This window comes from Martinezella hainanensis (assembly GCF_900094555.1).
Classification (GTDB): Bacteria; Pseudomonadota; Alphaproteobacteria; order Rhizobiales; family Rhizobiaceae; genus Rhizobium; species Rhizobium hainanense.
This window is the reverse complement of record NZ_FMAC01000002.1, coordinates 60075-73213: the sequence shown is the minus strand read 5'-3', so window position 1 is coordinate 73213 and position 13139 is coordinate 60075. Positions and strand designations below refer to the sequence as shown.

The following is a 13139-nucleotide window of genomic DNA, read 5'->3' as shown; positions in this document are numbered from 1 at the left end:
CCCAAATCTTGACAAATACATTGATATCAATATTAATGAATCATGTCAAACGCAGTCGAAATCCCCTTTGAAACCACACTCTTAGTGCGCGATACCTGCCTGTGCCTGCACGTGCAGCGAGCGGCACGCGCGCTTGCTCGCCGCTTTGACGAGGCACTGCGGCCGTTTGGGCTCACCAATGGCCAGTTCTCCCTGATGATGTCCCTGAATCGACCGGTGCCGGCATCCATGGGATCGGTGACTGCACTCTTGGCAATAGACCAGACGACGCTGACGGCCGCCTTAAAGCCGCTGGAGCGGCGGGGATGGGTGAGCATCGTGCCCAATCCAAAAGATCGACGCGCCCGCCTGCTGAGCCTCACGCCAGCTGGAAAAGCAGCACTCGCCGCCGCCGTGCCGATCTGGAAGACGACGCATGCGGCCCTCGAAGAACGACTGCCCGACGGCAATGGCGACCGTCTGCGCAGCGATCTTGCTATTCTGCTTTGAACCCCTGTTCCGAAAGCCGGGGATCACCGTCGAAATCCTGTCTTTCGAAGCCAATGCGACGCCGGGGAAATTCGCACAGCGCCTGGACGCCGACGCGCGACAGTCGTATTCGCCAGGTCTGGCGCTCGATCGGCTCGCGTGCCGAAAAGGCCTTGGCCGTAAGCAGCGCGATATTCCTGCCGCCCCGAGGATCACGGACGGAATGATAGAGGATCGCCTCGATGCCGCCGGTTCGCGCCGCCTCGGCAAGTGACTGACAAGCCTCGTAGTCGACCGGATCGGTCCATAGCTGCCGATCGCGATTCAAGGGAGGCGCAGTCAGATCGATCGCCGCCTTCGTCGCAATCGCGGCGGCAAAGGCGGTATATTCCGCCGCATTGGTCGGCAGTGGCGTATCGGGGGAATCGCGGAAGAAGAGCAATCGATAGAAGCTCATCTCCGCCAGCGCCGTTTCCACCTGCTCAGAGGCGTAGAAAACGCCGAGCGTGCGGCCCGCACGACGAAAACGGGAACCGTGGGGATAGATCGCGCCATAGCGAAAGGGTGTTGCGAGCAGATAGTCGAGCCCGGTGCATTCCGGTGGCAGGACCGGCTTGCTTTCCTCGAGAACGCTTTCGAGAAGCGCCTGTTCTTCCAGCGTATCCACGAGCTTCAGTGTCGAAACCTGATGCTGCGATTCCACCAGCCGCCAATATTGGCCGGAAATGGCCCTTGTCTCAGACGAGAGCGCGGCGGGCGTCCAAATAGGCAAGGACATCGGTCAAACCAGAAATCGAGATGATCTTGTCGATTGGCGCTGCGCCAAAGGCGAGATTGCCGTTGCGGAGCCATTGCCGCGCCACCGCTTCGTCGCCGCCGACGATAGCGTCGAGCGAACGGAAGAGACGAACGAGAAGCACGGCAAGTTCGAACGGCTTGCTATCGCGCTCCAGCAGATGATCCTGCCGCTTCATGCGTGATACCGTCGCCTCCGACACGCCGATGATGGCCGCGAGGATGCGGGCATTCAACCCCAGCCTCTCGGCGGCATTGACGACGGCCTTGGTGATGACGAGTGCTTCGCCGGGCATCGTCTGGCCTATTGCCTGGGCTTTTATCATGACTACTTCCTTTCCTAAGAAAAGATATAGCATTTTTCTTGCAAAAGAAAAGGAGCAGCAGATAAAACTGCCGCTCCTTTTCGATATATTCCATATATCCGGCCTTCAAACAGCCGGCGACATGTTTCGCATCAGACAACAGCAACCGGCACTTCGGTCGAGGTGCGCATGGCATGGCTATAGGGGCATACGATATGGGCGGCGGCGGCGAGCTTTTCGGCCTCGACCTTGTCCATGCCGGGGATGTGGACAGCCAGCGAAACTTCGATGCCGAAGCCGGTGCCATCCGCACGCGGGCCGATGCCGACAGTCGCCGTGACCTTTGCATCTTCCGGAATCTTGACCTTCTGCTGGCCTGCGACAAATTTCAGAGCGCCCAGGAAGCAAGCGGAATAGCCGGCCGCAAAGAGCTGCTCAGGATTGGTGCCGGTCGCGCCGTCGCCGCCGAGTTCCTTCGGCACCGTCAAAGTGACGTCAAGGACGCCATTTTCGGAAACTGCATGGCCGGCGCGGCCACCAGTGGCGGAAGCTTTCGTGGTGTAGAGAATAGGCATGTCATGTCTCCCTTCGGTTGGATGAGTTTTATATATAACACGATTTAATCGTGCGCAATAGATATTTCGCAATTTGATTTCGGAAAGTGAATTTGTGACAATGCTGCCAACAAGAAGTTGGCGGATGCGAATTGGCAATGACGGACAACGCGACTGGAAACTCCACGATCCCCGATGAGGAAAAGCGGCTGGAAAGACAGCTTTGCTTTGCCGTCTACAGCGCTGCACATGCCTTCAACCGCGCCTATAAGCCGATCCTTGATCGTGTCGGCCTCACTTACCCGCAATATCTCGTCATGCTCGTGCTGTGGGAAAAGGGCGACCTGCCGGTCAAGACCATCGGCGAGAAGCTCGATCTGGATTCCGGCATGCTCTCGCCTCTTCTGAAGCGGCTCGAACAGACCGGCCTGATCAGCCGCGCCCGCGATCCGAAAGACGAGCGCCAGGTCATCATTTCGCTGACGGAGAAGGGCACCGGCATGAAATGTCAGCTCGGCACGATCATGGATGCCATTGGTCAGGCGACGGGCTGCGACATGACGGAAATAGCCAATCTGCGCGACCGGTTGCAGCAGCTGAAGGTTAATTTGACAACGGCTTGAAACCGGCTTCAGGACACCGGACACTCCCGGCCAGAACTACAAACAAAAAGGGCGCCGTCGGCGCCCTCTTTTTGCGATGGTGCGATATCAGGCCGTAACCAGGATAGGCGCACGCTCCGGCACGCGATCGTAGAGGTCGATGACGTCCTGGTTCAGCAGGCGGACGCAGCCGGAGGATACGGCCTTGCCGATGGAGCGCCAGTCGGGATTGCCGTGCAGGCGATAGAGCGAGTCCTGCTTGTCCTCGAAAATGTAAAGCGCGCGCGCACCGAGCGGATTCTTCAGACCCGGATCCATACCGCCGTTGGCGATGGAAAATTTGACGAGCTCCGGCTGGCGGGCGACCATTTCATCCGGCGGGTTCCAGCGTGGCCATTTCTTGCGCCACTGGATGACGCCGCGGCCCTGCCAGGCAAATCCTTCGCGGCCGACACCGATGCCATAGCGCATCGCCGTGCCGCCCTGCTCGGTCACATAGAGCATGCGCTGGGTGGTGTTGACGATTACGCTGCCGGGTGCCTCGCCCGTCGGGTCGACCACCCGCTGACGATAGAAGCGCGGGTCGATCTGCTTATAGGGAACCGCCGGAATGACGAAACCGCCGTCTTCGACAGAAGCATAGATTTCGGCCGGGTCGGGTTGCTCGCCATCATAGCTGGAGAACCAGGTACGGAACGGCCGCGGCGAACCGGTATATTGAACCGGGCTGACAACGGGGCCGTTGTCGATGGTGGAGGCGCAGCTGGCAAGGGTCGAAACAGCACCGAGACCAGCTAGAGCGAGGAAATTACGTCGGGATAGGGATGAAGGAAGGCTCATGTCGACAGCATAGTTCCTTTTGTGGAGGAAGCGAAAACCCGCAGCAACAGGCTGATTCGGCTCCCCGAGAGGTTCGCAGAGACAGACGCAAAACTAAAGAGCGCAAACCACCCCGACTATCGCACTTATGCAACATCACGAAAATTTGTGGTAAAATACTGCTACAGAACGACGATTTCCGCCTTATCAGGCACCCGGTTGTAAAGATCTATCACGTCCTGGTTGAGCATACGTACACAGCCGGAAGACGCGGCCTTGCCGATCGACTGCCAATCCGGCGTGCCGTGCACCCGGTAAAGCGTATCCCGGCCACCCTGATAGATATAGAGCGCGCGTGCGCCGAGCGGGTTCGTCGGCCCCGGGTTCATACCGCCACGCTCGGCCGATAGCGGCCTGATCTGCGGGTCGCGCGCGACCATTTCGGCGGGCGGCGTCCAGCGCGGCCATTTCTGCTTCCATTGGATCAGGCCTCGGCCGTGCCAGGCATATCCTGCCGCACCGAGACCGACGCCATAGCGCATGGCCTTGCCGCCCGGCTCGATGAAATAGAGGAAGTGGTCGCGCGTATCGACGACGATGGTGCCGGGGCGCTCCTTGGTCTGATAATCCACCTCCTGCCGCAGGAAGCGCGGATCGATGCGCTTGTAGGGAATAGCCGGCAAAGTGAAATCGTCTTCGCTGCGCTGCGCATACATGGCCTGATGCACTGGATTGAAGGTCGGCAAACCATAGGTCTGATGGAATTGTGTCTGGAAGAGATCGCGCGCCTGCGGCACGGGCTGCACCGGCAGGCGCTTTACCCGGTTCGGCTCGATACCTTCCGGACGATAGAAAACCGGCGTGGTCTCCTGCACGAACCGGTCCGGATCGGTGGCGCCCGTATCAGGAATGATGCTGCAGGCGGACAATGTCGCCAGCGCAGCAGCGGCAAGCAGGTGGCGGGAAGCAGGCATCAGGTCGGCCATCATCGGAAACCAGTTGGAAGAGATCGGATCGGCCACATAATGACTACCGCGGCTGGAGCGAGGCTGGCGTCGATCGCCAGACAGCTCCAACGAAGATATTGCACCGATTGGCCAAACTCCTGTTTTCCCGTGTCGCATCATGGGCTAGACCAGTACGGTACGGAGGAGCGCATGAATATCGACAGTCTCGACCCGGGCATCTTCGGCCAGAGCGACCACAAGACTTGGCTGAAGCTTGTCGAGCGGGCGTTGAAAGGCAAGGATTTCCAGGAAACGCTGGTGTCGCGAACCGATGATGGCATTGCGATAGAGCCGCTTTACGAACGGCGCCACGATTGTGCACCGCTTTCCCGCCAGCGGGCCGACCTTCCCTGGACCTTAACCCAGCGCATGGACGATCCGGACCTTGAGCGGGCAATGGCGCAGCTCGGCGACGATCTTGCCAATGGGGCAAGCGGCATCTCGCTCGTCTCCATCGATTCCGGTTCGGCTTTTGGCATCGGCATGGATGCGCCGCACCCGCCACTTTTCGAAGCGCTGGCAGCCACAGCGAGCAAGACTGCGACATTGCGCCTGGACGGCTTTTCACCCGGTGTTGCTAAAACGGTAGCAGCCTTAATCGCGGATGACGGTGCCCGAAGATTACACCTTGGCCTCGACGCTTTCTTGTCAGCCGCACATTTTTCCAATTTTTCTATCGATATCAAATACTTCAAAGAATTGAAACCGGTTGGCACGATCGTCAATGCAGACGGTCGTGTGGTGCATAACGCCGGCGGAACCGAAGCCCAGGAACTTGCAGTGATGGCGGTAAGTCTCGTCGGCCATTTGCGATTGCTTGAAGGGGCCGGCCTTTCGCCGGAAGCAGCGCTTGCGGCAACCAGCCTCTGCCTTTCAGCCGATCAGAACCAGTTCACGACGATCGCTAAGATGCGCGCGGCACGGCTGATCTTTACCCGGATCGCCGAAGCTTGCGGCGTCGCCGATCCGCAGCCGGCGCATCTTTTTGTCGAGACGAGCTATCGCATGCTGACCCGCCTCGATCCCGAGACGAATGTTCTCCGCAACACCATTGCGGTCTTTTCAGCCGGCGTCGGCGGCGCCGACGAGATCTGCGTTCTGCCGCACAGCCTGACGCATGGCATTCCCGATCCGCTGGCGCGGCGGCTGGCGCGCAACACGCAGACGGTCCTGATCGCCGAAAGCCACCTCGATCACGTCACCGATCCCGCCGCCGGCTCCGGCGGCATCGAGGCGCTGACCGACGCGCTGGCCGGGCGGGCCTGGGATATCTTTGTCGAGATCGAAGACAAGGGCGGACTGGCAAAGGTGATCGGAAGCGGTGAGCTGGCTATGATGATCGCGGAGGCGCGCGCAAAGCGTGTCGCAAAACCGATCGTCGGAACGACCCTGTTTGCGATGAAAGCGGAGCGGCCGGTGGCTGTCTTGGGACCTTTGGGCTCGCTTGCTGGCGGGATGGGACTGATGCCGGTGCGGTTGGATGAGGTGGCGTCATGATCGTGATTGCTGAATTCGCGGACAGTGCGCACCCCCCTCTGTCGCTTTCGCGACATGTCCCCCACAAGGGGGGAGATTGGAGCTCCGTGGCACCTTTCACCCTCGAATGGATATCAAACTCGCACCGGCCTCGCGTTTCACTTCCGTTGCATGACGCAGCGGGCTCAAAACGATCTCCCCCCCTGTGGGGGAGATGTCACGAAGTGACAGAGGGGGGTATCGCACGCCCCGTATCCACGGAGGTATCGGCTCGATGACCCGCATCCCGAACTTCAGCAATACTTCCTGGACAAGACCACAAGTCAAATCAGAGACAGCCAATGCCGCTGCCTGGGAAACCCCCGAAGGCATTGCGGTCAAGCGTGCCTACAGCGAAAGCGATCTCGCCGGCCTGAACTTTTTGGACACCTATCCCGGCGCAGCGCCGTTCGTGCGCGGCCCCTACCCGACAATGTATGTCCAGCAGCCGTGGACGATCCGCCAATATGCCGGCTTCTCGACAGCCGAAGAATCCAATGCCTTCTATCGACGCAACCTTGCGGCCGGGCAGAAGGGTCTTTCCGTCGCCTTCGATCTTGCCACCCACCGCGGCTACGACAGCGATCATCCGCGCGTTGCGGGCGATGTCGGCATGGCAGGTGTTGCGATCGATTCCATTCTCGACATGCGCCAGCTCTTCGATGGCATCCCGCTTGATGAGATGAGCGTGTCGATGACCATGAACGGCGCGGTGCTGCCGGTCATGGCGCTCTATATCGTCGCAGCGGAGGAACAGGGCGTCTCCGAGGACAAGCTGTCGGGCACGATCCAGAACGACATCCTCAAGGAGTTCATGGTTCGCAACACCTATATCTATCCGCCGCAACCGTCGATGCGGATCGTTTCGGACATTTTCAGCTATACCAGCCAGAGGATGCCGAAATTCAACTCCATCTCGATCTCCGGCTACCACATGCAGGAAGCCGGCGCCACGGCGGATCTGGAGCTCGCCTACACGATCGCCGACGGCATCGAATATGCGCGGGCGGGCGTCGCCGCAGGGCTCGATATCGACAGCTTCGCGCCTCGCCTTTCCTTCTTCTGGGCCGTCGGCATGAACTTCTTCATGGAAGTCGCCAAGATGCGCGCGGGACGGCTGATCTGGGCGGCGCTGATGCAGAAGAATTTCGCGCCGAAGGATCAGAAATCCCTGGCACTCAGGACCCACAGCCAGACCTCCGGCTGGTCGCTGACGGCGCAAGACCCGATGAACAACATCATCCGCACCATGGTCGAGGCGATGGCGGCGACGCAGGGGCATACGCAGTCACTCCACACCAATTCTTTCGACGAGGCGCTGGCGCTGCCGACTGACCATTCGGCCCGTATTGCCCGCAACACGCAGATCCTGCTGCAGAAGGAATCCGGCACGACTGATATCATCGATCCGTGGGGCGGCTCGGCCTATGTCGAGCGGCTAACCCATGATCTTGCCGCGCGCGCGATGGCCCATATCGAGGAGGTCGAGGCGCTCGGCGGCATGGCGAAGGCGATCGAGAAGGGTATCCCCAAGCTTCGCATCGAGGAAGCAGCCGCCCGCACGCAAGCGCGTATCGACAGCGGCCATCAGACCCTCGTCGGCATCAATTTCTCCAAGCCCGAAAAAGACATCGAAGTCGACGTCTTGAAGGTCGACAATTCAGAAGTGCGGGCACGCCAGCTTTCCAAGCTGCAGCAGTTGAAGGGCACGCGCGAAACCACAGCAGTGGAAAGCGCGCTGGATGCGCTGACGGATGCTGCACGCAACGGCACCGGCAATCTGCTCGATTTTGCCGTGAAGGCAGCGAGAGCAAGAGCCACGGTCGGTGAAATTTCGTTAGCTCTGGAAAAAGCCTATGGCCGGCATGTCGCCGAGATCCGCACCATCTCCGGCGTCTATCGTCGGGAAGTGGGCGACGCCGATCCCATCTTCAACAGGGCGGTCGCCAAGGTCGAAGCTTTCCGCAATGCACGCGGCGAAAAACCCCGCATCCTCGTTGCCAAGATGGGTCAGGATGGTCACGACCGCGGCCAGAAGGTCATCGCAACGGCTTTCGCCGATCTCGGTTTCGATGTCGTCGTCGGCGCCATGTTTCAGACACCAGAGGAAGTGGCCGATGTCGCCGTTCGCGAAGGCGTCGATATCCTCGGCGCCTCGTCTCTTGCTGCGGGCCATCTGACGCTCGTGCCGGAATTGAAGGCGGCGCTCACCCGCCGCCATGCCCGTAATATTCTGATCGCGGTCGGCGGCGTCATCCCACCGCAGGATTTCGCAGCGCTCGAGGCAGCTGGCGCCGATGCGATCTTCCCGCCTGGAACCGTGATCGCCGAAGCGGCGACGGCGTTGATAGAGAAGCTGATGGCGTAAGCATCGGCAGGTAAGGCGGTCCGAACCGCGCTTACCCGGACGGTCTAGACAGCAACGCTCCTGAAGAATTCGATGCTCTGCGCGATCTCGCCCGGCAGCGCCGAATTATGGCTGCCCGTTACAGTCGCCATTTCCATCTTCACGCCTGCGGCCGTCGCCCGCTTTGTGAGCAGGGCCAGCCGGGAGTCGAAATGCGCTTCCTCGGTGCCGTGGAACAGCTTGACCGGGCTTTTGAAGCTGTGCGCATAGCAGAGCGGCGACCGCATCTGGTATTCGCGCGGGTTCCTGGTGTTGAAGCGGATATCCTGCGGATAGCGGCCGAAGAAGGCATAGGCGTCCGGATTGCCTGATATCGGCGCAACCGCCCGGAAGCGCCGGGTCGACATGGCAGCCAGCATCGCAAGCGTGCCGCCGATGCTGTGTCCGGCCAGGAACATGCGGTGCGGATCGACACCCGGCAGATGCCGCAGCCGGTTGGATGCGGCCAGCACATCGGCAACTTCATCATAAAAGCCCGAGAAATTGCCCTTCTGGCCATTTTCCCCGCGCATCGAGGGAATCATGACGACATAACCGGCCTCGACATAGGGCTTCATCAGCTGCCAATGTCCCTGGCCGATGGCGTTGCCGCCATGCAGGAACAGCACCGCCGGCTTCGGCTTGTCGGAGCGAGTATAGCGGGAAACCCACGCAACAAGCTCCAGCTCTTCGCCAACGCCGCTGCGATAGAACAGCCGCTCTGCCGTCGACGGCGTCACCAGAGGTTCATAGATATCGGGAGCCGGCCCCTTGCTCAGGAGATCGGTGCGAAAAAGATGGCGCTCCTTGGCATAGTCGCCAGCGAGCTGCGGTGGCGCGTCTTCGGCCTTCTCCTCATTCCGGGCGGCGGCCTTGTTATCGGCAGGCTTGGTTCCGGTCGTACTGTCGTCGGCAGCTCTGACGATGTTGGGGGCAAAAAGCGTGAAGGCGATACCAGCTAGAAGGCTGCGGCGATTGGGACGAAATGCTTGGTCGTCGGACATGGTCATGTGCTCTGTCGAAATATCCCGGCGCAGCTCAAATCTGCACGGGTTGAAAGGCAAGGCCAACTCACATTGTGGTGAGGAATCGCCCTCACCTATTCATCGACAACAGGAGCCTTGGCGTCAATCATCGCGATCAAAGTTTCCAGCCTGTCGGCTTCGTAAGGCGGCTTGTCCGGCCGCAGCCGGGCGATGCGCGGGAAACGCATGGCAACACCCGACTTATGACGGGTGGAGCGGTTGATACCCTCGAAGGCCACCTCGAGCACGAAACCGAAATCGCGATCGGCGCGCACGGCCCGCACGGGGCCGAAGCGATCGACCGTATTGTTACGCACGAACTTGTCGAGCACTTCCAACTCTGCATCGGTGAAGCCGAAATAGGCCTTGCCGACGGGCACGAGCTGTTCGCCCTCTGGGGTCATCGCCCAGACGCCGAAGGTGAAATCGGAATAGTAGCTGGATCGCTTGCCGTGGCCGCGCTGTGCATACATCAGCACCGCATCGACATTGTAAGGATCGCGCTTCCACTTGAACCATGGACCCTTGGCGCGGCCGGCAAGATAGGCGCTATCACGGCGCTTGATCATCACCCCTTCGATCACCGGATCGGGCGGCGAAGAGCGCAGCCGATCGAGTTCTTCCCATGAGGAAAAGTCGACCAGCGGCGAAAGGTCGAACCGGTCGTGCGGCGCTGCCTCGACAATCTCCGTCAGCCGCTCGCGCCGATCGAGGAATCCGCGGGCACGGACATCCTCCGCGCCATCGAAGAGAAGATCATAGGCGCGGATGAAGGCGGGGAATTCGTCCAGCATCTTCGAGGTGACAGTCTTGCGGTTGAGGCGCTGCTGCAGATCGGAAAAGCTGCGCGTCGGGCTGTTGGAGCGAACGGTGCCGCCAACCAGCAGCTCGCCATCCATGACGCCTTCGAAGCTCATCGCGTCGACGATATCGGGGAAGGCGCCTGAAATATCGTCGCCGGAACGCGAATAGAGCTTGCTCGTCGAGCCCGAACGCGAGAGCTGCACGCGAATGCCGTCCCATTTCCATTCGGCCGCGAAATCACTGGGATCGAGCCCATCGAGATCGCCCGGCTCGACGGGATTTGCGAGCATGACGGAATGGAAGATCGCCGGCGTCGCCAATATCGGCCGTTCGCCCTTGCCCTCCAGCCAGCGGAACAGGCTTTCATAGGGTGGCTGCAGGCCATGCCACAGCGTTTCGATTTCAGTCACGTCCTTGCCGCTCAGCTCCGCCAGCGCCTGCTTGGCAAGCCGCGCCGAGACGCCGATGCGCATCGCGCCGGTCGCAAGCTTCAGGAAGGCGAAACGGCCTGATGTATCCAGCCGGTCCAAGAGGTCTCGAACGAAACTGCGCACCTCGGTCCGCCCGAGTGCATTCATGCTGCGAACGACTTCGCCAAGCTTCGGCTGCTCCCCGGCGGGACGTTCGATGTCGCTCTCCTTGTCCCAGACCAGCGAGATCGTTTCGGCGAGATCGCCGACATAATCATAGGAATAGCGGAACAGCACCTCGTCCATACGCTCGAGAACAAGTTCGCGCAGCATGGCGGGCTTGACGTTGCGCACTTCAAGCGTGGCGGCGATGGCGGCCAGGCCATAGCCGCGGTCGGGATCGGGCGTATCGCGGAAATAATCGGTCAGCAGCTTCAGCTTGCCGTTGCGGCTCGGCGTCAGCACCAGGCGGTCGAGAAGGTCGGCAAAGGCTTTCATCAATCGCCCTCGTCTTCATAGCCGATGAGATGCAGCGGCTTGGCGGCGATGCCCTGCAGCTCGCACCAGCGTACCAGGGCCTCCTCGCGTCCGTGGGTGACCCAGACCTCGCTCGGCTTGAGATCGGAGATCGTCTCGGTGAGTTCCGGCCAGTCGCAGTGATCCGAAATGACCAGCGGCAGCTCGACGCCGAGCTGTTTGGCGCGCTGGCGCACCATCATCCAGCCGGATGCGAAAGCCGGGAGCGGATCGTGGAAGCGCCTCGCCCAGCGATCCTGGAAGGCGGAGGGCGGGCCGACGACGACGGCGCCGTGGAAGATCGACTGATCGCGGCTTTCGACGGTGGCCGGCTTGAGCTCGCCAAGCGCGATGCCCTGGCTGACATAATAGTCGCACAGGGTCTCGAGCGCGCCGTGAATGTAGATCGGCTTGTCATAGCCGGCATCGCGCAAGAGCCGAATGACGCGCTGCGCCTTGCCGAGCGCGTAGGCGCCGACCAGATGCGTTCGCTCCGGAAACTGGCGAAGCGAAGCCAGCAGCTTGCGTGTCTCGGCCATGGGATCGGGATGGTGAAAGACCGGCAGACCGAAGGTAGCCTCGGTGATGAAGACATCGCAGGGAACCGGCACATAGGCTTCACAGGTCGGGTCCGGCCAGCGTTTGTAATCGCCGGAAACGACGATCCGCAGCCCATCCCTCTCCACGGCGATCTGCGCCGAGCCGAGCACATGGCCTGCCGGATAGAAGTGCACCTTCACGCCATTGATCGTCACTTCCTCCCCGAAGGCAACCGCCTGCTCCGATCCGGCAAAGCCATCGCCGTAGCGGATGCGCATGATATCGAGCGTCTGGCGCGTGGCGAGCACATGGGCGTGGCCGGAGCGGGCATGATCGGAATGGCCATGTGTGACGAGCGCGCGCTCGACCGGCTGTACGGGATCGATATAAAAGCCGCCGATCGGGCAGAACAATCCCTGAGGCGCTGGATAGAGCAGTTGTTCCGGTCTCATGATTCAGGAGGATAGCGCGATTTGCACGATTAGGTAGCGATGACAGCAGCTTTTTGAACGAATCCGCGTTCGGGTTGCCGATCCGGCAGGTCGAAGACGAGAACATCTTCGCAATAGGGCTTGGCCTTGGCGACGACGACGCCGTTTGGATCGACGATCGCGCTGCTGCCATAGCTGACCCAGCCATCACCGTTGCTGCCAACGACATCCGATGCCATGACCCAACAGCCTGTATGCCTTGCGCAAATCTGCAGCCCCGAAATGCCGGGCCTATGCCACATCTCGGCCTTGTGCGGACGCAGCATGAGATTGACGGGATTGCAGATGAGGCCTGCTCCCTTTCGGGCCAGACGGTGCGCGGTATAGGGATATCTGAGATCGGCGCAGATATTAATGCCGAAGCGCCAATGGCTCTCATCCCAAACGGGGAAATCCCTTCCGGGCATGCAACCCTTCTCAAGCGGATGAGCCTTGGCATAGACTCCGTTAATCCGGCTCGATTTGGCAACAATGGCGCTGTTGTAGACCCCATCGTTCCTGCGCTCGAAAAGGCCGACGATGGCGGTCGTTCTCCCCGCTGCGAAGCGAGCGATAAGCGCGTTCAGATCCGGGTCGTCGAGGGAAAGCGCACGGCGTCTGGCGATGGCTTCGTTGTAGCTATGTCCCTGCAGATAGCACTCGGGGAAGAGGGCAAGGTCGATGCCTTGCGCTTCCGCCCAGGCCAGATCGCGCGCCAAAACCTCGGCCGCCTGCTCGACGGCGTCGAAAAGTGCCAGACGTTGAAAAGCCGCGATCCGCATGTGGCAGGGGTAACATGCGCTGTGAGTCGCCCCTAGGACAGATCGATCGTTGGCTGAGCTTCGTATGGATCAGACTGGTAAATGAAATGGCGGGGGTGTCCGCGCTTTCTGCAGTCCGAACGCCTTTCGAGACCCACTTCT

13 protein-coding genes are annotated in these 13139 nt (G+C 60.6%); 4 read left to right on the top strand and 9 right to left on the bottom strand.

Annotation, left to right across the window (positions count from 1 at the left end):
* Nucleotides 1-42: 42 nt before the first annotated feature.
* A complete protein-coding gene (locus tag GA0061100_RS06745) occupies nt 43-489 on the top strand; it encodes a MarR family winged helix-turn-helix transcriptional regulator (RefSeq protein WP_075851994.1) in 447 nt (148 codons plus the stop codon).
* Here GA0061100_RS06745 and GA0061100_RS06740 read toward each other — a convergent pair.
* The 3 genes from GA0061100_RS06740 to GA0061100_RS06730 all read right to left on the bottom strand — a co-directional run bounded on the left by GA0061100_RS06740 (nt 476) and on the right by GA0061100_RS06730 (nt 2143).
* Nucleotides 476-1246, bottom strand: coding sequence for an RES family NAD+ phosphorylase (locus GA0061100_RS06740; protein ID WP_075851993.1), 771 nt, complete (start codon nt 1244-1246; stop codon nt 476-478). The genes GA0061100_RS06745 and GA0061100_RS06740 overlap by 14 nt on opposite strands.
* Nucleotides 1206-1589 (bottom strand): MbcA/ParS/Xre antitoxin family protein, encoded by a 384-nt coding sequence (locus GA0061100_RS06735; RefSeq protein ID WP_075851992.1) that lies wholly within the window; start codon nt 1587-1589, stop codon nt 1206-1208. Before GA0061100_RS06735 ends, GA0061100_RS06740 begins: the two co-directional genes overlap by 41 nt.
* Nucleotides 1590-1720: 131 nt before the next feature.
* Nucleotides 1721-2143: an organic hydroperoxide resistance protein gene (locus GA0061100_RS06730; protein ID WP_075851991.1), complete on the bottom strand. Its 423-nt coding sequence runs from the start codon at nt 2141-2143 to the stop codon at nt 1721-1723.
* A 137-nt stretch (nt 2144-2280) separates the two neighbouring features.
* On the opposite strand from GA0061100_RS06730, the gene GA0061100_RS06725 reads away from it, so the two are divergent.
* On the top strand, nt 2281-2745 hold the full coding sequence (locus GA0061100_RS06725; protein ID WP_075851990.1) for a MarR family winged helix-turn-helix transcriptional regulator: 465 nt from the start codon (nt 2281-2283) through the stop codon (nt 2743-2745).
* Nucleotides 2746-2832: 87 nt separating this feature from the next.
* Here the strand turns inward: GA0061100_RS06725 and GA0061100_RS06720 are convergent, their stop codons facing one another.
* Together GA0061100_RS06720 and GA0061100_RS06715 are read right to left on the bottom strand one after the other, a co-directional pair.
* Nucleotides 2833-3564 carry a L,D-transpeptidase family protein gene (locus GA0061100_RS06720; RefSeq protein ID WP_075851989.1) on the bottom strand — a complete coding sequence of 244 codons (732 nt, stop codon included), beginning with the start codon at nt 3562-3564 and terminating at the stop codon, nt 2833-2835.
* A 161-nt stretch (nt 3565-3725) separates the two neighbouring features.
* Nucleotides 3726-4529, bottom strand: a complete 804-nt coding sequence (locus GA0061100_RS06715; RefSeq protein WP_075852607.1) for a L,D-transpeptidase — start codon at nt 4527-4529, stop codon at nt 3726-3728.
* Between the two features lie 171 nt (nt 4530-4700).
* Between GA0061100_RS06715 and GA0061100_RS06710 the strand changes: the two genes are divergently transcribed.
* The gene (locus GA0061100_RS06710; protein WP_075851988.1) at nt 4701-6047 is read left to right on the top strand and encodes a methylmalonyl-CoA mutase family protein; all 1347 of its coding nucleotides are present in this window, start codon (nt 4701-4703) and stop codon (nt 6045-6047) included.
* A gap of 253 nt (nt 6048-6300) precedes the next feature.
* Nucleotides 6301-8433, top strand: coding sequence for a methylmalonyl-CoA mutase (gene scpA / locus GA0061100_RS06705; RefSeq protein WP_075851987.1), 2133 nt, complete (start codon nt 6301-6303; stop codon nt 8431-8433).
* A 44-nt stretch (nt 8434-8477) separates the two neighbouring features.
* On the opposite strand, the gene GA0061100_RS06700 is transcribed toward scpA, so the two are convergent.
* From GA0061100_RS06700 to GA0061100_RS06685, 4 genes are all read right to left on the bottom strand, one after another.
* The gene (locus GA0061100_RS06700) at nt 8478-9461 is read right to left on the bottom strand and encodes an alpha/beta hydrolase family protein (RefSeq protein ID WP_075851986.1); all 984 of its coding nucleotides are present in this window, start codon (nt 9459-9461) and stop codon (nt 8478-8480) included.
* 89 nt (nt 9462-9550) lie between these two features.
* Entirely contained in the window at nt 9551-11188 is a 1638-nt protein-coding gene (locus tag GA0061100_RS06695) for a cisplatin damage response ATP-dependent DNA ligase (protein WP_075851985.1), read from the bottom strand.
* On the bottom strand, nt 11188-12198 hold the full coding sequence (locus GA0061100_RS06690) for a ligase-associated DNA damage response exonuclease (protein WP_075851984.1): 1011 nt from the start codon (nt 12196-12198) through the stop codon (nt 11188-11190). Before GA0061100_RS06690 ends, GA0061100_RS06695 begins: the two co-directional genes overlap by 1 nt.
* Before the next feature lie 29 nt (nt 12199-12227).
* Entirely contained in the window at nt 12228-12998 is a 771-nt protein-coding gene (locus tag GA0061100_RS06685) for a carbon-nitrogen hydrolase family protein (RefSeq protein ID WP_075851983.1), read from the bottom strand.
* Nucleotides 12999-13139 lie beyond the last annotated feature (141 nt).